Genomic DNA, 19,395 nt, shown 5'->3' with positions numbered 1-19,395 from the left:
TCGCCGATGGTCGATGAAGGTCACCCACGTCCGGGGCCGTGAATGGATTTGATCCTAGAGTTTGTCACCGCACACATGCGTTTCCTTTGGCGGGATGGCAAGTTTCGTATTAGCGGATCGACGGTGTCGCCAGCGAATGGTGGCAGCGCCGAACTGTTCCTCGAGTCCGCGGCCGTAGCGATGAATATCTCTTGTGACCGTAGAATATTACTGCTCCAGATTGGCCCACGTCGAGGGCCGGGTACTTCAGGTACGCCGAAAATGTATTCCGTTGATCTCATCAAGAAGGTGATTCTCGGCGAATGGAATCTCAATGAACCCTTCTCGCCGCGTGACGCGAGATTTGTTGAAGTGAATCTTGAAAATATTGAGAGTATGTTCTCTCCCAGTTCAGTCGATCAAACCGAATTGACTATGAAAACACTCAAGAAAGAGCGCGGTCGGTTGATGTTCGGATGAATTTGGGGCATTAGATGAATGTTGAGAAGTACCCCTGACGGCCGTGTTGTCACCGGGGTGACGCGAGTCGAGTGTTGAGTGTGACGGCATGGCGCTCCTGCCATTCAAAACCGCGCTCCCCAATCTGCCTGCTGTCTGCTTCAGCGCGCAGATTGTGACGTCGAGCGACATGGGAGGATGGGAGCGTCTGAACGGTTGAAGCGGAGGGAGAACGTGACTCCACGGCGAGCGCGATTCGCCCTGATCGTCACCGTGATCATCGCCGTTGCGGCACTGGCTTCGATGTTCTTGGGACGCGGCGGCGATTCATCCCCTTCTGCCGGCCCGTTCCTCACCGCTGACGATTTCCCGTCCGGCTACCAGGTTTCGCCGCTGCCGAACACGGCTCCCCCCGGCATCGGCGGGACCACGATGCCCGCCGAGTGCGGGCCGGTCATCTCCGCGCAGGCGGCACGTCAGCTGCGTTCGTCGCCGGTCGGTGTCCTCGCTGTGCCCAGCGACAGCGCGAAGCCCACGTTCGCGCAGTCGGTGATCACCGGTGGTGAATCGGTCCCCGACACCGTGGGGGTCGTGCGTCAATGTCCGTCGTATCGGCAGCAGACCGACACTGAATCGTTCGAGTCGACCTCGTCGATCGTGCCGGCTCCAGACGGATGCCCTCGCGATGCAGTCGTCGTGCGGGCGCGCACTCGGTACAGGGACCCCGGCGACCAATCGGATTCGACGTCGGTGACCGCGTATGTGCAGGGCCGCAACGTTGTCGGCGTCATCACCACCGCCCTCAACCAACCCGAGGCCGCGCTGTCTGATGAGTTCTGCACGTTGGTGTCGCTGGCCGCCGGTCGTCTGCGGTAGTCGCGCATTACGCCGTGACGGCCGCGCCGCATCAATCGAGCTTCAGAAGAAGAAGTACCGCTGCTTCGTGACGCTGAATCCGTGACCGGTCTGATCGTTCTTACAGCTGACCCCGGTCTGCTCACCCACGGCACAGGTGTAGCCGAGAACCTGCAGTTGGTTGTCGTAGGGGAAGCGGTACCGCGCCATATCCTGCCGAGTCAGCATGCTCGACACCCCCGCGGTGACCGCGAAGATGCTCGTCTGGCCCGAGGAGTCGACGCCGATACCGTTCGCGGCGACCTGTTTTCCGGGTTCCCCGGACAGCGCAACGGTGACCCCGTTGACCAGTGCCTCACCCTGTGGTGCGAAACAGCTCGCCTGCTCGGCGGTGATGGCGCAGTAGAAGTTCCCTGATGGACTCGACAGTTCGCATCGGCCGCGGTTCTCGCACTGACCGCTCTCGAGACGGTTCTTGCCGAACAGTCCGTCGGAACTGCCCGTGGTGGGAGCGGACGCGTCGGTCGGAGCCGACACGACGACCGTCGAGGTCTGCGTGACGAGAGGGCCACGCGGCGACGCGTTCGGGTCGGTTCGGGTGTCGACCACGAGCACGACCAACAGAGCGACCGCGACGGTGAGGACCAACACCACCGACACCAGCAGAACAGTTTTCGAGCGTTTCGCCGGTGTCGGGGCGTCCGGCGGCGGCGAGGTCATGCGTGTCCCTCGCGCAGTGATCGGCTACGGGTGGTGAACGGGGTTCTCAGCTGCTCAACACCTCTTCCATGCCGATAGCCAGCACGTCCGACATCGCCGACCACGGCACGGTGATGGTGACCAGCCCATCTGCGTAGGCACCGACCTGGTAGTCGCCGAAGTGGATCTGCATCCCCGCCGGCGACGCCGTCCAGTTGGCGAAGTTCTTCAGCTCCGGGGTGATGCCGCTGCGCTCGAAGCGGTTCCCGACGTTCGTGGTCGGCAGGATCTGCGCCGCCTGCTGCGACAATCGCGACAGCCCAGCGCCGAGATCAGTGAACGCGTCCTGCAGGGTGATGGGTTTCGCGGTGTCGGCATTGATCGTGACGGTCGCCAACAGCGAATCACCATGAGCACCAGGTGGGTTTGCGTGCCACTCCGTGATCTGTTCAGCACTGATCACGCGTTGGCCGATGTGCAACGGACCCTTGGTGTACCCGTCGTTGAGAGTGAACCCAGGGTAAGTGGTGTCGTCATCGTCGATCTGATCCTGCAAGGCTGCCCGCATCGACTGGTTGAACTCGGCGGTCACCGCGGCGTTCCCGCCCGAGAGCTGTGGGATGGTCACGTCGTAGATGGCTCGTCCCGAGGCGCCCTTCACGCGGGTGCTGGTGATCGCGTACGGATTCGATGGTGCCGATGCGGTACTCGGCGCGGCCGAGCGGGTCTGCTCAGCGGGTGCCTGCGACGCGGTCGAGGTGACCGTCGTGACGGTGGTCGACTGCGCAGCGGGCGTCCCGTCAGTGGAGGAGCATCCCGCCACCACCACAATCGCACCCAACGCCGGGATGGCGGAGCGCACCAGAAGTGATCGGTTCATAAGACAGGCGTAACAGTTTCAGGCGGCCGAAGCGACATACCGGATACGACCGATACCCAATCGATGCCGAACGTCGCCGTTGATCAAAACTGCTGATCAGCGGTGGTTTGATGCGCGGTCTGCCGGGCCTCACGACGCTGAGCGATGAGTAATTCATCTCGTCGGCCACTGGACGTCGTCACACCGCGAGCGCGAGGTGGTTCAGCGGGTCGGCGAGGTGGGCGAGTGGATCAATTGGGTGTACTGGCCGTGCAGTGAGATTCTCAACCAAGCGCCTGTACGGTAATTTCGTGAGCCGTCCGACTGCATCGGAGGTGAGTACGTTGCTCGAGAACAAACCAGCTGCCGGCCGCACCGTGATTGCACGAACCGCGGTGCCTTCGGCGTGACCGACGACCCGCGGACCTTTCGCTGGAAACGGCATCTGTCGTCAGCATCGACCGGCCGCGGTATTGCGCTGCTCATCGTGCCGGTGGCGGTGTTCCTCATGGTGATGCCGGCTCTCGACGGCGCCTGGTTCGGTGTGGTTGTCGGATTGTTCCTCCTGTTGACCGCGCCGCTGATACTGATGGGGCCGACGTTGCGGACAGTCCCCGATGGCGACCGCGTTCGAGTCCTTGCGCAGCCGCCCCTTCGCAATCCGCGTGGATGGTGCGCCGTCGACCTGGGTGTGTGCGGCGCATTCCTGATGTTTCGAGCATTCGCCGGCGCCGCAGTGGATCGCGGATATCTTTACGGCGCTGTCGTTTTCCTGACGCTGGCTCTGTTCCTTGCTGTGTTGAGCGCCCGGTGGCACGGGGAACTGGTGATCAGCCAGAGGCGGATCGATGTGGCGCCCGGTATGAGTTTCTCGGTCGATGACGACGAGGTGATGATCCGGGACTATCCCCGCACCGAGGCCGTGGTCACCCTGAAGCACCGCGTGCCCGGCGAGAAGCGGCAGACGAATGAACTCAACTATCGGCTATGGGGCATCCATCCGAACACCTTGATGTCGCTCATCGAGCAACTGCGCAAATGGAACTCGCAGGGCATCGAGGTCGACGGTAGGACGATCGCCGAGATGGCGGCGGTGCCCGACCAGCCGTCGCTCAAACAGGGTCAGACGACCGACATTGGTCTCGCGGTTTCATCGTGATCGTGTTCATTCCATTGTTGCGGAGAAAGGACGAGAAGACGGGGCCCTGGGTGTTTTCGCCCTGGAGTCCCGTCGCGTCTGTTTCACACAGACGACTGTTTCTGCACGGTCCGACCGAGCTGGTCGTGTCGAGCTGCGACAGCGCGAACGCCATAGGTGTCTCTCACAGGGAACCTGCGCGTTGAGTTCCGCTGAGACGACTGCGCGAGCGGTCGATTGAACGATTGTCGGAGCGCGAGCGCTGTGATGGAGTGACGAACGTGAGTGACGAACGTTGGGCACTGGTCGACGTCGAGACTTCGGGGTTGAGTCCCCAGCGTGACCGAGTCCTGAGCGTTGCTGTTCTGACGATGGATGGCGACACGATGGCTGATGAGTTCACCTCGCTGATGAACCCGGGCTGTGATCCCGGGCCGGTCCACGTCCACGGACTCACGCCGGAACGGTTGCGCGGAGCTCCCACCTTCGGTGAGATCGCCGCGGAACTCCATGGTCGGCTCGAATCACGCACGCTGGTCGCACACAACGCAGCCTTCGACCACAACTTCCTCGCCGCTGAGGCGGCGCGACTCGACACCGCGCTGCCCACAACCCAGCGCCTGTGCACGGTTGCGCTGACCCGGCGGCTGCAACTCGACGTGCCCAACGCCAAGCTCTCGACCCTCACCCGCTACTGGGGGATACCGCACCGACGGGCGCACGATGCGCGCGAGGACGTCCTCGCACTGGCGGGAGTGTTCCGGCACAGTCGATCTCTCGCAGCTTCCCTGGGCCTCCCGCTTCCGGTCGTCGCCTGTGGCGCCACGGCGAAGGCCAGTCCAGCGCGTGCGACCGCAGCCCGCGCGACCCGCTCGCCACGAACTCGAAGCCCGTATCGAAACCCCGGCCGGCTCGACCGCTCTTTCGGCCTGATCCAGGGGATGCGCGTTGCGATCACCGGTGCGCTGTCGCAGCCTCGCGCCGACGTCGCATACGTGCTGACTGCGGCGGGTCTCGATGTCACCGGGTCGGTCAGCGCGAGAACCAGCGTGCTCGTGACGAACGAGCGAAGTGACTCGACGAAGTCGCGCGCGGCCGCCGTGCACGGGGTGCCGATCATCGACGAGTCGACGTTGATGCGACTTCTCGCGCATGTCCGCCCGGGAGTCGCGATAGATGGCTCCGTCGTCCCGACGGCGCCACCTGAGACATCGCCGGTTGTCGTGACTTCGGCGAGAGCTGTGACGCCGACTCGACAGGGGCCGATGAGCGGCTGTCGCGTCCTGCTCATAGGAGGGCGTCACCTGGAGGCCACCATCATGCGGTCCCGCCTGATCCAGCTGGGCGCTCTGCCTGCGGTGAACCTCACGGCCGGGGTCACCGACGTGCTGATTCTCGATGGCGGAGAGGGGGATCCACGCATGTCGCGCATTCGCGAACGTGCGCTGAATCTGCTCGCGCCACGTGATGTCGACACCATGCTCGCAACGCGCGGCGACATTTCGCCCATACCGGCTCATGGCACACCTGCCGCGATGGTGCTCCCGCCAGGTGGAGTGGTGGATCTTCCGTCGGATGTCGGAGATCTGACCGTGAACGTCTCGTGGGCTGTGACTGCGGATGCCGACATCGATGTGGTTGCCTTCGAGACGCGCGACGACGACCTGGTCCCGTCGGACGCGCACTTCGTCTTCTACAACCAGCCGACGGGTCCGACAGGTGCGACGGCGTTGACGATCGACGGCGACTGCGAGCAAGCAATCCGTGTGGATCTGTCAGGTGTCGACGAGTCGATATCGAGGGTGGTCGTCGGTGCCGCTGTCGACGGCGTCGAGAACTTCGGCGTCGTCGGACCACTCGCTGTCACCATCGACGGTTCGCAGGGCACCATCGCCTCGGCCGTTGTGGACGCTGCGACAACTGAACGCACGATGATCGTTGCCGAGGTCTATCGGCGCAACGCGCGGTGGCGTGTGCGGGTGGTGGGTCAGGGGTACGACGACGGCCTCGCAGAACTCGCGGTGCGTTACGGCGTCGAGGTCGACGACTGAGTCGTCCGGCGTCGGCACACCCTCACCACGCGGTCTCACATGCGTCGAACACCCAGCGCGTGATCTTCACGGCCGCGAAGCTTCAGCCTTGGGCCGGCCCGTGGGTGGCGGCCCGGGCGGGAATCCACCTGAGGATCGAGAACCCCTGATGCTGAACGCATCCGGCGCAGGCTGGGTGCTGCCGGCCGTCAGCGCGTCAGTCGATGCTGGTGTCGTTCCTACGGACATTCCACCGAGTGCCGGGATCGCGGAGAAGAGTGGCACTACCCACGTCGCACAGCGATGTCACCCGAGGGCCATCAGGCACAGTACGGGCGCGATCAGGATGAACAGCCCCACCGACCGCGAGCGGTTTCTGCCCATGACGGCAGCGAGTACGGCGCACACCACGGTGGGGACTGCGAAGACGGCAGATCCCCACAGGCCGCTGAGATCTGCGGTACCGGAGTCCGGCGTGAGGGCGAACATGGAGGTGGTGACCAGATCGAGAGAGGGAAGCGTTGTCACGACCGCCAGGATGACGGCCACGACGGCGTGGAACTGCCCCCATTCGGCGCGACGGACGGCGGCGTCGGTGGCGGGCGTGGTGTCGATGAGGGTCTCGGTCATGCGACCAGCCCACCGCACGGTGGCTTTCCACAACAGAGTGGAACTACCCAGGTGGTGCAGCGGTCACCCGGTCACCGTGTCCATCTGAGGGCACGGAGGACTTTCACTCGCGGCCGTCGCCGATATCGTCAGGCCGAACATCAGTCAGGTGTCCTCGCGCCGCGGGGCCAGGGCGATCGGGGAGTGCGTGACGGCAGAGTGGTCGATCTACGAGCGTCTGGCACAGATGGCTGTGTCAGCGACGCGCATCGTCGACGAGACCACGCTTCCGGGGGTGGTGCGGTCGGCGATGGGGTCGTCGGGGTGGGTGAGGGTCGACGGGTCGTCGCTGGGCTGCCTCGAGACCTGGGTCAACCCCGCCCAGGACGGCGAGGTGTTCCGCGACAACCTCGTGGTCATCGTGACGCGGTTCGCGCCCGACGAGGGGGCGAAGCCTGCTGACCTGTTGGACCACGCCTTCGTTGACGGCCGCGCGCTCCCCGGGTGGGAGTCGGAGAGCGAGGACCGATGGCCACGCGGGCGGCGGCACTCGGGGTGGGCGTTCCAGTCGGGGGTGTACGAGCTCAGGGACCGGACGCTGTGGACTGCGACGGTCTACGTCGTCCACGACCGCGGCGACGACGCCGCCTTCCTCGTTCAGACGACGGTCACCCTCGACGCCGCCGGAACCAACATCGCCGATCGTGACCGCTTCGTCGATCTCGTTCGCTCGGTGATCTTCGCGGAATGACCTCGGCGGAAGCGGCGCCCGCCGCGCGGTGGGGCACGTCGTCCACATGCGAAGCGTCCTGGGCCGTGGAGATGGGGCTGATCCGCATCGGGGAGGGGATCAATCTCGTTCCCGACGGTGTCCTCGCGCAGGTCGACGGGCAACCGTGGCGGGCCATCGCGGGTATGCGCACCTTCGCCGCCCATCAATACGCCGACATCGTTCTGCCGGAACTGGATTGACGCCCGGACGCTAGCGTCCCGGGTCGCCTTCCGTGTTCGTCACCTCCGCCAGGAATGACGGATGCACGCAATCCCAGGTCGCGAGGAGAGCGTCGTCGACGACACGGCGGGCGAGGCGCTCGGCATCCGACTCGTCGACGGTCAGCCACGGCCCCGCGTCGGACCAGCCGGCCTCGAACAGCCACTCCGACTGCTCGTTTCGGCACTCCTGATCGGGGTGCAGGGTCGATGCGTCGATCGCGGCGGTGACCCTGCTGCTATCTACCGCGGTCACCACCACGACGCCGTGCGGGCCCTCGGGGTACTCGCAGGACTGCGCGACGGTCAGCCGCTGCCCGGGAACAAGCGACTCGATCTCCGCGGCCAGATCTGCGACGTATCCCTCCCATGCCACGGCCACCATCAGGTCCACCGACGGTCGCGCAACCCGACCTGATGTGGGCGTCCCGTCCGGCTCGTCGCCGATGCCCAGCGCGGTGCGCAGCGCGGGCAGACCCTCGTCGAGGAACTCGTACCACTGGCGCAGGTAGACGCAGAAGTAGAGGAACTTGTAGCTGTCGCAGGGGGCGAACGTCGCGGCGTACAGATCGCCGTCGCGGACCACGAGGGTGATGTGGGCAAACCTCGGACCGAGCACACGGGTCAACGTCTCAGCAGACACGTCGAACGGCATGTCGGTGATCACCCGCGCGAAGATGTCGAGCCGCGGTTCTTCCATCGACACCGCCACGGACGTCGGGAAGTCGGCGCCAGGGACTTTCATGATGGCGTCTGGGCCGATGGTCGGCGCCCCGCCGATGAAGGCTGCGATGTCGTCGCGCACGCGGGTCCGCAGGGTGTCGGGGCCGAGGCGCCCCGGCGGCGGTGAGCCGTCCGGCTGGTAGTCGCCGAGGGGTGCGATCTCGTCGGGATGGTCGAGCAGCCAATGCTTTCGGGCGATCTCGACGACGGTCTCGGCGATCTCGTAGGGGGGAAACCCGACCTGGGTGATCCGGTCGGACCGGATCTCTGCCCAGTCGAGTGTGCCCCCGTCGTCCAAGCGCGGCCCGACGAGCCGCATGCCCTGCTGCGGCCGAAGATCGATCCGCAGACCGGCGCCCGCCTCACCCTCGGCGGGGGCGACGAACAGCCAGTCCATGATGGTGGACCGCTCGAGCCGGCGGGCCAGTGAATCGGCGAACGCCTCCCACGCGGCGTCGGCGAGCGTCAGTTGGTCGGTCATGGTGACCTCCTCAAGTGCTGACGCGGCCCGGTCATCAGCAAGGTCGATCGGGGCCGTCGGGTCCGCGATGCGGAACCCGAACTCGGTGGAGGAACCACCGCTCACCTGCAGGTTAGGGGAGGGGTCTGACATCGATGGTGTCCATGAGCGCAGGCCGAGCAGTGTCGGTGCGGCCGTTTACCGTGAGGGCGTCGAGACGAGGAGGACGCGGTGACATCAGATGCAGAGGCAACCCACGACTGGTCGGGGATGTCGACGTGGATGAGTGAATCGTTGACGGATCAGGCGGTGGGCTTCGTGTTCGACCTCGGTCCGCGTGATTACGGGCCGGTGGAAGAGCGCGCCGGCATTGCTGCGGTGTGCGCACAGATCCAGGTGCTGCGCGACGATGTGCTCATCCTGCGACGCTCGCGAAGTGTGCTGCGCCGACTGGTGATCGGCGATTACGACGTCGACGACCTGCCCATCGAGGAGTGGCTCGACGGGCGACATTTCGGGGACTGCACCGACGGCTACTTCTTCAGTCGCGACATCGACCTCATCGCCGACGCCACCACGGCATGGTTCCGCGACTGCGGTCTGTACGCGAGCCCGGAACTGATCGGCTGCGAATTCGATCATCCGGACAGTCTTGTGCCGGATAGCGACTGAACGCAGATGGTCAGGGCTCGACGGTGATCCCCGGTCGTCACGAACGCAGAATGGGCGGATGTAGAACAGTCGCCGACCCCGCGCGGTAAAGCTGCGCGTGACGGCCCCGCGACCCGTTCGAGACGGTCTGCCCCTCGAGGGGTCGCACGAAGTCGGGCGTCCCCAACACTTTCCGACGGAAGTTTGCACGATCCCAGGTGGTGTCCCACACGGTCTCGTACACCGTCTGCAGGTCACGCAGGGTGAATGCGTCTCCGACGAATTGTGTTGCCAATGTCGAGTACTCGAGTTTCGATCGCACACGTTCGATGGCGTCGTCGACGATCGCGCCGTGGTCGAACGCGATGCGTGGCGGGAGCTCGTCGACGGGAGTCCACTGCGCGCCTGCCGCGTCGGTACCGGCGACCGGGTCGGGGAGGTTCGGCGCGAACGCGACATACGCGACCGACACCACGCGCATCCGCGGATCGCGTTCGGGGTTCCCGTAGGTGGCCAACTGCTCGATGTGGCCGGTGAACACGGCGACTCCGGTCTCCTCGATGAGTTCGCGTGAGGCGGCGTCGTCGATGGACTCCGAAATCTGCACGAACCCGCCGGGGAGAGCCGGTTCGCCACGGAACGGTTCCTCGCCGCGGGTGATCAACAGCAGGCACAGGCGGCCGTTGCGGATGGTGAGGATCGCGAGGTCGACGGTGACGGCGAACGGGGGATAGGCGGCCGGGTCGTAGGTCACCCCATCACCGCCGGTGGAGTGAACGTAGACCGGTGGGTGAGGGCTTGGTCGATGACACGCGTCGCCAGGTCGATCCGCTCGTCGAGGCTGCCGGTCAACAACACCCACGACCGCCCGTGGTGTGTGAGCGCCCCGATGAACCAGTCGGTCATCTCCGCGCGAAGGTGTTCGCCGTCACGGATGCCGTCCTGCACGAAGGGAACGCCGTGGTGGTCGGTGATCAGATAGATGCTCCCGTGGTCGCGCACCTCGAGTTGGGCGAATCGGCTCTGTGGGCCGAGGTAGCGACGTTCCCACACGGTGGTCGCGAAGGCGTCGGTGTCGCAGATCAGCAGCGGCGAACCGGCGCGAGCTGCGGCATCTTCGCGGGCCTGTTGGGTCCTGGCGATGTGTGCGAAGTCGGTTCCTGTCCAGGATACGTCGGTCATGTCGGCGTCGGGGTTCGTCTGATGCAGTGCTGCGAGTTTGTCGGTGGTGGCCTCGCGCCCGTACTCCGGAACCCATCGAGTTGCGGCCCACACGCCGCCGCGATTCCGGAATCGTTGTGCGAGTGCCCGACTGACGGTGGTCGTCCCGGTGGACTCCGAACCCAGCACCACCACACGCGTGGTGAGGCCGGCGCGCGTCGGCGCCTCGAGGTGATGCCACATGCCGGCAAGGTCGGCGCGGCACGCGGTGCCGGAGACAGGTGCGGCGCGGCGTTCAGGGTCGAACGAGACGTGCTCGGCGTCGAACCAGCGTGCGAGTTCTGGGCCGTACTGTTCGCTGCTCACCACCACGTCGATCGCCTCGGTGGTGACCGTGCGCACCGCGGCGCGCATGCAGGCGACCTGGGCTGCCCACACCGCGCGCGAGGTGAGGTCGACGGGGGCGTCGCAGACGATCCCGGTGACAGCGACGGAGGCATCGTCGCGATGCGACTCACGCAACCACTCCACTCGATCCGAGATGGGGATGGTCTCGGCTGCGGTCGACATCGCGACCACGACCACCTCGTGGGCCACCGACGCTGCGTGTCTGATCAGCAGGTGGTGGCCGGCGTGCGGTGGGTAGAACTTCCCGATCACGAGAGCGCGGCGAAACATGGTGCGGCTCAGTCCTGCAGCACGAGGTCGGCTCGCTCGATGGTCGATGCATCGCGTCGCCACGCCCGCAGACCCATGACGCACAGGGCGAGGAAACCGAGGTAGAGAACGGCGGTGAGGATGAGGTCCTTGTAGAGGTACAGCGGGATGTAGATGAGGTCGGCGGTGATCCACAGGATCCACGATTCCCAGCGCTTCTTGGCCTGTCCCCATGTAGCCATCAGCGACAGGGTGGTGGTGACCGCGTCCCAGAACGGCACCACCGAATCGGTGGCAAGGGCCAGCAGTGCCGTCAGCGCGACGGTGGCCACGACACCTGCGCCGAGGAGCCACGCCCACTCGCGACGGCTGGTGCCGGTCACGGCCAACGGTGCGGCCTCGGGTCCTGCCACCCAGCGGTACCACCCCCACAGCGCGAGGGCGATGTAGACGACTTGCAGCGCAGAGTCGGCGTAGAGGCCCGCGGTGAGGAACAGCAGGATGAACACCACGTTGTTCGCGATCCCGATCGGCCAATTCCACACGTTCTGTTGCGCAACGAGATACACGCACGCGGCACCGGTGACGAAGCCGATGATCTCGACCCACGAGGTGGGCGCACCGAACGAGGTGAACGCGGTTGATCCGAGCCAGTCGATGAATGCCATTGCTGACCCCTTTGCTTTAGTAGTCGAGGTGACTGCAAAAAGACGCTAGCACGAAACGGCCGATTCCGAACGTCGGTGCTCCGCGCTACCGTCAGAACTATCAACGAGTCGACTCCGCTGGATTGCCGCCGACGACAGCTGACCGCTCATCGAAAGGATCAGCAGATGACCACTTCTCGAGACTCTAGAGCGATTGTCGTGCTCGCCGACTCCATCGCCGTCGAGGCCCACGAGGGGCAGACCGACAAGCTCGGCGTCGATTACATCGCCCATCCGCGCTCGGTGGCGCGCCGTGTCGATCAGGACGACGAGATCGCCGTCGCGGGCGCCCTGCTGCACGATGTCGTCGAGGATTCCGGGTTGTCCGCAGCCGATCTGCTCGAGCGGGGGATGCCGACCGCGGTTGTCGACGTGGTCACGCTCCTGACGCGGGACAAGTCGGTCTCGGATGAGGACTACTACGCAGCCATCAAGAACCATCCGCGCGCGTTGCAGGTCAAGCTCGCCGACCTCGCCGACAACAACGATCCGGATCGGGTGAGCCGGCTGCCGGAAGCACTGCAACAGAAGCTTCGCGCGAAGTACGAGAAGGCCTACCGGGCACTGGGACGCGACGATCTCGCCGACGAAATGAAGAACTGACAGGCCGGTGAGCGGCGCGCCGACCTCTCCGGTGGTCGGGTGCCGCCACCGGTCATGCTCCGCTGTCGGCCAACCTCAGCAGTTCCTCGGTGACTGTCGCCCAGTCCGGGAACCGCTCACTGCCGAAACGGATGTGGATGCCTTCGAATTGGTGGACGCCGTTGTGGATGCGGTCGTCGATGATGATCGCGCCCTTGTTCAGATGCTTGTGGTGCGAGAGGATCACGCGCTTCCATGCCGGCGTCTCCTTCTCGGCGCCGATCTGTTTCTGCACCCAGAGCAGCTTGTCGGACCATGCTGACGGGTTCTTCCACGGTGCGGTCGAGAGGATGTAGGTGTCGTAGACCTCGGCGAGCGTCGTGTACGCCTCGATGGCGCCGGCGATGGGGTCCATCAGCATGCCGGGCTCCTCGTCGAGGTCACCGTCTCACGTGTCTCGATTCTTCGGACTGAAACGGGCGATGCCGTAGGGGAAGTGGACCAGCACGTTGTCCATGACGACGTACAGAACCTTCCGGGTTGAGAACAGTCTTCTATGGCGGCGACATGGTCGAGCCTCTGGGCGCGAGCGCATCGGAACCGTAGTTGCGCGGTGGACAGATTTCGCTTCGCCACCAGGGCAAGCGGTGCCGTTGGCCGAGATCGCCCCAAGTGCGATGCGCCGACGCCAGCGCACATCGTATGCAAGTCTGGCCGGATGAGTACGGACCATCCTGACTTCGTATGGCACAACGTCAATCGGTCGTCGACAGTGAGCAAGGCATCAATTCAAAGGTTGGAAAGACAACAACGTTGCCTTGAAGGCCTGGGTAGGCCCGCGACGATCGGACTCACCGAGGTCGGGACGAGCTCGGTGACGGCCTGGAGGGAGTGGGCGGGGGGTCGTGGATACGACCTCATCTCTGGTTCGCAGAAGGCGGGAATACCGGTGACCGCGCTCCTGCTGTGGCAAACGGACCGAGTTGTGAAGCCGTCAGCCACAACAAGGACCGAACCGCGCGAGAAGATGAATGGCGAACCAGGCCCGTGGCTGGAGTTGCAATCAGTGGTGATCCAGATGCCTGGACTTGGCGACCTGCTGGTTGGCAATGCCTACTGCTACGGCAGCTTCAAGCGCGTAGTTCGCGACTTTGAAAAGAGGCGGCCGGGGCCATCGGGGTCACGGGTTATCGGCGGAGATTGGAACCTCATACGTTCGGTCAGTGATCGTGCTGGGCCGAAGGAGTGGACTGAACCGGCCTTCGCATGGGTCGAGCAGAACAGCGGACTCAGAGAGATCAAACCCACGCGCGCGGATGGCAGCGTCGGCGCAGTGGACACGTGGCAGGTCGGAAAGAAACTGTCGCGCCAGCTTGACCACGTCTTCGCGGATGCACGGCTAAAACCGCGACTCGAAGTCAGGGTCCGCGCCGCGGTCGATGATCGCCGAGGAAGAGTCAGCGATCACGAGATCCTCACCGCGACGCTGCGAACCGCAGCCGACAACACCCGGAGTGACCACCTGACCGCAGAATAGACGGTACTTCGCGATGGACTTCAGTTCCTGGATTCTCCGAATGCTAGCGGGATTACGGTGCGCGATCACTGCAATGCTCTGACGATTCTTGCCTCGTCCACGATGTGAATCCGCTGCAACCGGCGACGTCGTTCCCGGACAGCGAACAATTTGCGTCCTTCGTCGGCCCCCAGGGTGTTTCTCACCTCTCCGCGGATCAGCAAAGTGGTCTCAGCTGTGACGCCATCCTGTACAACGACTCCTTTCGATCGCAGCTGAGCCGATAAAGCTGGCTGCGTGAACGAAGCAAAGCGTCCAGTGATCACCGCGCGCTGGCCGCGCAGTCTGCCGACCCGCCCTGTGGGTGCCATCGATACGTGTCGCAATTGTGTCAGTGCGGCCAGCGCCTCACCGGCGTCGGCGTAGCGCATCCCCTTCCTCGATGTCGCGTGCCAGATCCAGCAGACGAGATCGTCCGGGGCGTCCAGGTAGCGCAGAGTGGCGAGATCGGTCCGTGTTCGTACCTCTCCAGCCAACAAGCTGTAGAGCAGGAGTCCCATCTGAAAAATGTCTATCCATGCTGCCCACTCAAGTCGTCGATCCATGTCATCCGGTGAGAAGTCTGGTGTGAAAGCGTCGACGATCTGCAGGTCCTCTGGCAGTGAGAGCTTCGCGATGCCGAAGTCGCCGAGTAGAAGAGCGTTGTTACGGAGCAAAATGTTGCTTGGCTTTATGTCACGATGCGTGATGCCGACATCGTGCAGGTCTTCCAAAAGCCTCAGAATCGAAGCGACGGCATGGCGCGCCCGCGCAGGCGGCCATGGCGAGCCGTCGAGTTTGGCTTCGAGAGTTCCTTCCTCTAGGTACTCGAAGACGAGCACGTAGAGCCTGGACTTGCCCACGGTGTCGACGAACGAGTCGAGCAAGGACACAACCTGTGGTCGGGAGCTTGTCACCGTTCCGAAGAACGCCTCGCCGTGCCAGTCCCGGGAACCGCCGCAGATCTTGACACAGACAGTGCGTCGAGACCGGTCTGACGTTCGGGCCAGCTGCGAAGCTCTGTAGACAACTCCGAACCCGCCTTCAGCAATTTCTTGGTCGATTCGGTAGCGATGACCGTCGTCGCTGACCAGCACTCGTCCGCGTCTCAACGCATGATGTGGCATTGGTGAAACCTAGCTGTGCGGCCGTGTGCCATGTCGGCGTTCCATCGCGAACTCGTCGAACGCTGAGGACAAGCGAACCTGTGCGGGGTCGACGAGAAGACCTCCAGATATCGAGAGCCGTATGCGCTGGCGCTACCCTCGACTCATCGCGGCGATTCCATTCGCGCCCTAGTAGAGGATCCCTACAAGTGACTTCGATGTACCGAGACACCGGTTACGCCCTGAATCACCTGGTGATGGACATACGTGCCGGCCGAATCGCGCTCCCTGATATTCAGCGGCCGTTCGTTTGGTCGTCGGCCAAGGCTCGTGACCTGCTTGATTCTATGTATCGGGGCTATCCGATCGGCACGATCATGCTGTGGGAGACCGGCGTCGATACCGGCACCCGGAAGATCGGAGATGCGGAGGATCGAGCGCCGCAATTCTTGATCGTTGACGGTCAACAGCGGTTGACCTCGCTGTATGCGGTCCTCACGGGGTCCAAGGTGCTGACGAAGGACTTCTTTGAGAAAACGATCCGCATCGGGTTCCGACCCACGGATGAAACGTTCGAGGTGACGGACGCAGCCATAGAGCGTGACCCCGAATTCATGCCGGATATCACAGCGCTATGGACGGATGGGAGGAAGAAAAACGTCCGTGAGTTCCTGAAAAGGTTGAATGCGGCGCGAGACGGTGGTCTGACGGAGGCCGACGAAGACCTCCTCGAGGATCGACTCGATCGGGTGCATGACATGGAATCGTTCCGTTTCCAGGTCATTGAGCTGGCCAATACGGCCGACGAGGAGCAGGTCGCGGAGATCTTCGTCCGTATCAACTCTGAAGGAGTAAAACTCAACCAGGCCGACTTCATCCTCACACTCATGTCGGTTCACTGGGAGGAAGGCCGCCGAGCCCTGGAGGCGTTCAGCCGTGCAGCGGTTGATCGCTCCGTGACCGGACCGTCTCCCCGGAACCCCTTCCTTGATCCAAGCCCCGACCAGATGCTGCGTGTCGGGGTCGCTCTGGCGTTTCGCCGGGCGCGGCTCCAGCACGTATACAGCCTGCTCCGCGGCAAGGACTTGGAGTCTGGAGAAGTGACCGCTGAGCGACGACAATTGCAGTTCGCGCAGTTGGCAGCTAGCCAGGAGAAGGTTCACGACCTGACGAACTGGCACGAGTTTCTAAAATGCGTTCAGACGGCTGGCTTCATGCGAGGCGGAATGATCACCTCGGAGAACGCCTTGCTCTACAGCTACGCACTATGGCTGATCGGCCGCGTCGACTTTGGCATCGACTTAAAGGTGCTACGCGCTGCCATTGCGCGGTGGTTCTTCATGTCCCATACAACCGGCAGGTATACATCCTCACCTGAGTCACAGCTGGAGTCAGATCTTGGGCGTATAGCCGACCTCGAGCCAGGTGACGGTGACGCGTTCATCGCAGAACTCGACCGAATTGTTGCCTCGAATTTCACAAATGACTATTGGCAGATCAGCCTCACGAACCGTCTGGATAGCTCGTCGTCTCGTTCTCCCGTCCTCTCCGCGTACCTTGCCGCCCTTAATCTTCTCGATGCCGAGGTATTGTTCAGCGACGTCAAGGTTCGTTCGTTGTTGCAGCCGGACGGTGCGGCGCCGCGCGCGATTGAGAGGCACCATCTGTTTCCCAAGAGGTACCTTGCGTCACTGGGAGTCAAGAGCACGCGTCAGGTCAACGCGATCGGCAACATGGCTTTTCTGGACTGGTCTGACAACTCGACCATCAGGCATAAGGCGCCGCACGACTATGTGCCGGTCATGTCTACTGGTGTGGCTCCCCAGCGTTTGAAGCGCCAGATTGAATTGCATGCCCTACCTATTGGATGGGAACAACTCGAATACGGCGAATTTCTCCGACGCCGCCGTCCTCTCATCGCGAAAGTGGTGCGCGAGGGCTTTTCGACTCTCTGGGGCCGGGAAGAGAAGAGATACGACGCAAAGGTTGTCGATCTCATCGCTGCGGGAGAGTCTCAGTCAGTAGAGTTCAAATCCACCGCGCGCTGGAACCTGCATACGTCTCAGGTCGATGCGAAGCTTGAGCACGTGATCGTCAAAACCGTGTGCGGCTTCTTGAATTCGGAGGGTGGGACATTGCTCATAGGCGTCGCCGATGACGGTAGCTTGCTGGGCCTTCAGCACGACTTTGCGACATTGGGTGGCAAAGCGCATGCCGATGGCTACGAGCTCTTCCTTCGGCAGCTGTTTGAGAACAGCTTGTCGGTGCCGAGCGCCGGGATAGTCAGTGTGCGATTTGAAACGTTGGAAGACAAGCAAGTCTGCCGGATATCGGTCGCCTCGTCCGGAAAGCCCGTGTTTGCACGACCCGGCAAGGGGGCGAACTCGCCAGACGAATTCTGGGTGAGAACAGGCAACTCCACTCGCCAGCTTCACGGCGATGACTTCGTTCAGTATCAGGACGACCATTGGGGATGATGCGTGCGTGGTCACATCGCACGCGCGATCGCGGCGCCTACCGCGATCTACTGAGGGAGAACGGTTCTCGGTCCGGCAGTATCGTCAGAAGTCGGCGATGACTGATTCCTGGCATGATCGCGGCGGCAGGCCAATTGCTTCCTCGCAGGCTGTTCGCGCGCGTATGAGCAAGCAGAAGCGAAGGGACACCGAGGCCGAGATGCTGGTGCGGCGTGAGCTCCACGCGCGCGGCATCCGGTTCCGTGTCGACGTGAGGCCGGCAACGGATATGCGCGTTCGAGGCGACATCGTCTGGCGGGGGCTGAGGCTCATCGTCTTCATCGACGGATGCTTCTGGCATGGTTGCCCTCTGCATGCGACGAGGCCCGCCGCCAACAAGGAGTGGTGGGCGAAGAAGCTGGACGGCAACATCGCGCGGGACCGCCGCACCGACGCAGCGCTTACCGAGCGAGGTTGGTTGGTCCTGAGGTTTTGGGAGCATGTAGACGCGACCGACGTCGCCGATGACATCGAAAGCGTCCTCGCCCGCCGTCGTGCTCATCGGGCAAACTCAGCGCGCGATCAGTTCCTCATGTGACGCGATCGGATGAGCGAGCTGGTCGATTCCACCGCGAGAACCGTTCCAGTTCATACGAACTGTCTCGTCAAGTCGCTTAGTGTCCAACCGTTGTCCCGTTGCCGCGGCGAGTATGTGGGCCGCAAGTCGAGGCGGGATTGCGTTCCCGATCTGCTGCCCGACGTCGCCTCCGGACCAGGGATAGTCGGCAGGAAATGTCTGCAATAGGCCGGCCTGGTGCAGGGTCAAACGGGATTGGTGTCCTGCCGAGTGCTGCAACCTGTTACGGGTGACTTTTCCGGTCACCGTAGCGGCAGGCTCATCAGACGCGCGCCGTCCGCGCTTCCTCGGGTCCCCGCCACTTCCGTAATTCGAGATGACGGAGTAGTCGCTTCCGAGCCGCAGTGCATCTTCTATCGAGACCCACTCGCTCACGTCTGGGTTGTTCTGCCGAACCACACCCTTCCGGTAAGTCTGATGTGACGCCTTGGGCAATTGGGCTGAACCATTCAGGCGAGCGATCAAAACCGCACGTCGCCGTGTTTGTGGCACGCCGAACGCTTCGGCCGCCAGCACGTCGCAATCCACGTCGTAGTTCGCCGAGCGAAGGACCCCAGCGACAGCTTCCCAGATAGGCAAAACTGCGGGGACCTGTTCGAGAACGACGGCCTCGTAGGGAACCCCGGCGCGCTTGGCCTCAAGTGCCCACCGCAATGGCTGGACCACTAACCCAGTGCGCTCATCTTCCAGGTCTCTGAGTCGGTCCGTTATGTCGACATCGGCGGCCAATTCCTCGATCAGTCCGAGGATTGTGTTTATAAACTTTCGTCCTGTACCTCTGCCTGCGATGGTGAAGGTCTGGCACGGAGGCCCACCTGCCAAGATGGTCGCGTCTGGAAAGTCTTCAGGTCCATAGGCGCGGACGTCGCCCATCACGGTCTGGAGCCCGGCTGCCGCGCGCGTCTCACACGCATTCGAATCGATCTCGATCCCGCAGGCTGACAACCCGAGCCAAGATGCCCCGACGTCCAGGCCCCCGGGCCCTGCGAACAGGTCGACGATCCTTGCAGATGCGCCGAGTGGTCTGCCCATGGGCAAATGGTAGCCGGCCCGTGATTCGGCGGCCTGCAGGCGGCACGGGT

Annotated in this window: 22 protein-coding genes; 12 read left to right on the top strand and 10 right to left on the bottom strand. The window is 63.5% G+C overall.

Annotated features, from left to right (window positions below; translation table 11 throughout):
- Positions 1 to 42 precede the first annotated feature (42 nt).
- Positions 43 to 459, top strand: coding sequence for a hypothetical protein (locus tag ACLBW1_RS08730; protein ID WP_447811447.1), 417 nt, complete (start codon positions 43 to 45; stop codon positions 457 to 459).
- A 213-nt stretch (positions 460 to 672) separates the two neighbouring features.
- A complete protein-coding gene (locus ACLBW1_RS08725) occupies positions 673 to 1,314 on the top strand; it encodes a hypothetical protein (RefSeq protein WP_447811446.1) in 642 nt (213 codons plus the stop codon).
- Between the two features lie 42 nt (positions 1,315 to 1,356).
- Here ACLBW1_RS08725 and ACLBW1_RS08720 read toward each other — a convergent pair whose 3' ends face one another.
- Together ACLBW1_RS08720 and ACLBW1_RS08715 are read right to left on the bottom strand one after the other, a co-directional pair.
- Positions 1,357 to 2,013 (bottom strand): hypothetical protein, encoded by a 657-nt coding sequence (locus ACLBW1_RS08720; protein WP_447811445.1) that lies wholly within the window; start codon positions 2,011 to 2,013, stop codon positions 1,357 to 1,359.
- 46 nt (positions 2,014 to 2,059) lie between these two features.
- Positions 2,060 to 2,584 (bottom strand): RsiV family protein, encoded by a 525-nt coding sequence (locus ACLBW1_RS08715; RefSeq protein WP_447811444.1) that lies wholly within the window; start codon positions 2,582 to 2,584, stop codon positions 2,060 to 2,062.
- A 43-nt stretch (positions 2,585 to 2,627) separates the two neighbouring features.
- Here ACLBW1_RS08715 and ACLBW1_RS08710 point away from each other — a divergent pair, with 43 nt between their 5' ends.
- The 3 genes from ACLBW1_RS08710 to ACLBW1_RS08700 all read left to right on the top strand — a co-directional run bounded on the left by ACLBW1_RS08710 (position 2,628) and on the right by ACLBW1_RS08700 (position 6,040).
- Positions 2,628 to 2,885: a hypothetical protein gene (locus tag ACLBW1_RS08710; RefSeq protein ID WP_447811443.1), complete on the top strand. Its 258-nt coding sequence runs from the start codon at positions 2,628 to 2,630 to the stop codon at positions 2,883 to 2,885.
- A gap of 372 nt (positions 2,886 to 3,257) precedes the next feature.
- A complete protein-coding gene (locus ACLBW1_RS08705) occupies positions 3,258 to 4,010 on the top strand; it encodes a hypothetical protein (RefSeq protein ID WP_447811442.1) in 753 nt (250 codons plus the stop codon).
- 251 nt (positions 4,011 to 4,261) lie between these two features.
- The gene (locus tag ACLBW1_RS08700; protein ID WP_447811441.1) at positions 4,262 to 6,040 is read left to right on the top strand and encodes a TerD family protein; all 1,779 of its coding nucleotides are present in this window, start codon (positions 4,262 to 4,264) and stop codon (positions 6,038 to 6,040) included.
- Positions 6,041 to 6,325: 285 nt separating this feature from the next.
- Here the strand turns inward: ACLBW1_RS08700 and ACLBW1_RS08695 are convergent, their stop codons facing one another.
- Positions 6,326 to 6,649, bottom strand: coding sequence for a hypothetical protein (locus tag ACLBW1_RS08695; RefSeq protein WP_447811440.1), 324 nt, complete (start codon positions 6,647 to 6,649; stop codon positions 6,326 to 6,328).
- 226 nt (positions 6,650 to 6,875) lie between these two features.
- Between ACLBW1_RS08695 and ACLBW1_RS08690 the strand changes: the two genes are divergently transcribed.
- Together ACLBW1_RS08690 and ACLBW1_RS08685 are read left to right on the top strand one after the other, a co-directional pair.
- On the top strand, positions 6,876 to 7,379 hold the full coding sequence (locus ACLBW1_RS08690) for an LpqN/LpqT family lipoprotein (protein WP_447811439.1): 504 nt from the start codon (positions 6,876 to 6,878) through the stop codon (positions 7,377 to 7,379).
- Positions 7,376 to 7,600, top strand: a complete 225-nt coding sequence (locus ACLBW1_RS08685; protein ID WP_447811438.1) for a HepT-like ribonuclease domain-containing protein — start codon at positions 7,376 to 7,378, stop codon at positions 7,598 to 7,600. Before ACLBW1_RS08690 ends, ACLBW1_RS08685 begins: the two co-directional genes overlap by 4 nt.
- Before the next feature lie 10 nt (positions 7,601 to 7,610).
- Here ACLBW1_RS08685 and ACLBW1_RS08680 read toward each other — a convergent pair whose 3' ends face one another.
- A complete protein-coding gene (locus tag ACLBW1_RS08680) occupies positions 7,611 to 8,822 on the bottom strand; it encodes a TY-Chap domain-containing protein (RefSeq protein WP_447811437.1) in 1,212 nt (403 codons plus the stop codon).
- A 210-nt stretch (positions 8,823 to 9,032) separates the two neighbouring features.
- Between ACLBW1_RS08680 and ACLBW1_RS08675 the strand changes: the two genes are divergently transcribed.
- Complete coding sequence (locus ACLBW1_RS08675; RefSeq protein ID WP_447811436.1) at positions 9,033 to 9,473, top strand: hypothetical protein; 441 nt, start codon at positions 9,033 to 9,035, stop codon at positions 9,471 to 9,473.
- A 37-nt stretch (positions 9,474 to 9,510) separates the two neighbouring features.
- On the opposite strand, the gene ACLBW1_RS08670 is transcribed toward ACLBW1_RS08675, so the two are convergent.
- From ACLBW1_RS08670 to pnuC, 3 genes are read right to left on the bottom strand one after another with little or no spacing between them, the layout of a single operon-like run.
- On the bottom strand, positions 9,511 to 10,206 hold the full coding sequence (locus ACLBW1_RS08670; RefSeq protein WP_447811435.1) for an NUDIX hydrolase: 696 nt from the start codon (positions 10,204 to 10,206) through the stop codon (positions 9,511 to 9,513).
- A complete protein-coding gene (locus ACLBW1_RS08665; protein ID WP_447811434.1) occupies positions 10,203 to 11,291 on the bottom strand; it encodes an AAA family ATPase in 1,089 nt (362 codons plus the stop codon). The genes ACLBW1_RS08670 and ACLBW1_RS08665 overlap by 4 nt, the downstream gene beginning before the upstream one ends.
- An 8-nt stretch (positions 11,292 to 11,299) precedes the next feature.
- Entirely contained in the window at positions 11,300 to 11,938 is a 639-nt protein-coding gene (pnuC, locus tag ACLBW1_RS08660; protein ID WP_447811433.1) for a nicotinamide riboside transporter PnuC, read from the bottom strand.
- A gap of 165 nt (positions 11,939 to 12,103) precedes the next feature.
- On the opposite strand from pnuC, the gene ACLBW1_RS08655 reads away from it, so the two are divergent.
- Positions 12,104 to 12,580 (top strand): HD domain-containing protein, encoded by a 477-nt coding sequence (locus tag ACLBW1_RS08655; protein ID WP_447811432.1) that lies wholly within the window; start codon positions 12,104 to 12,106, stop codon positions 12,578 to 12,580.
- Positions 12,581 to 12,632: 52 nt separating this feature from the next.
- Here the strand turns inward: ACLBW1_RS08655 and ACLBW1_RS08650 are convergent, their stop codons facing one another.
- Positions 12,633 to 12,980 (bottom strand): 5' nucleotidase, NT5C type, encoded by a 348-nt coding sequence (locus ACLBW1_RS08650; protein ID WP_447811431.1) that lies wholly within the window; start codon positions 12,978 to 12,980, stop codon positions 12,633 to 12,635.
- A gap of 528 nt (positions 12,981 to 13,508) precedes the next feature.
- Here ACLBW1_RS08650 and ACLBW1_RS08645 point away from each other — a divergent pair.
- Positions 13,509 to 14,096 carry a hypothetical protein gene (locus ACLBW1_RS08645; RefSeq protein WP_447811430.1) on the top strand — a complete coding sequence of 196 codons (588 nt, stop codon included), beginning with the start codon at positions 13,509 to 13,511 and terminating at the stop codon, positions 14,094 to 14,096.
- 65 nt (positions 14,097 to 14,161) lie between these two features.
- Here ACLBW1_RS08645 and ACLBW1_RS08640 read toward each other — a convergent pair whose 3' ends face one another.
- Positions 14,162 to 15,241 carry a serine/threonine protein kinase gene (locus ACLBW1_RS08640; protein WP_447811429.1) on the bottom strand — a complete coding sequence of 360 codons (1,080 nt, stop codon included), beginning with the start codon at positions 15,239 to 15,241 and terminating at the stop codon, positions 14,162 to 14,164.
- A 197-nt stretch (positions 15,242 to 15,438) separates the two neighbouring features.
- Between ACLBW1_RS08640 and ACLBW1_RS08635 the strand changes: the two genes are divergently transcribed.
- Together ACLBW1_RS08635 and ACLBW1_RS08630 are read left to right on the top strand one after the other, a co-directional pair.
- Entirely contained in the window at positions 15,439 to 17,697 is a 2,259-nt protein-coding gene (locus ACLBW1_RS08635) for a GmrSD restriction endonuclease domain-containing protein (protein ID WP_447811428.1), read from the top strand.
- Positions 17,698 to 17,860: 163 nt separating this feature from the next.
- A complete protein-coding gene (locus tag ACLBW1_RS08630) occupies positions 17,861 to 18,274 on the top strand; it encodes a very short patch repair endonuclease (RefSeq protein ID WP_447811427.1) in 414 nt (137 codons plus the stop codon).
- Here the strand turns inward: ACLBW1_RS08630 and ACLBW1_RS08625 are convergent.
- On the bottom strand, positions 18,248 to 19,345 hold the full coding sequence (locus ACLBW1_RS08625) for a DNA cytosine methyltransferase (RefSeq protein ID WP_447811426.1): 1,098 nt from the start codon (positions 19,343 to 19,345) through the stop codon (positions 18,248 to 18,250). The genes ACLBW1_RS08630 and ACLBW1_RS08625 overlap by 27 nt on opposite strands.
- Positions 19,346 to 19,395: the final 50 nt, after the last annotated feature.

This window comes from Williamsia sp. M5A3_1d (assembly GCF_053345315.1).
The sequence above is the reverse complement of the archived record's forward strand: the minus strand, read 5'-3'. Positions and strand labels throughout refer to the sequence as shown.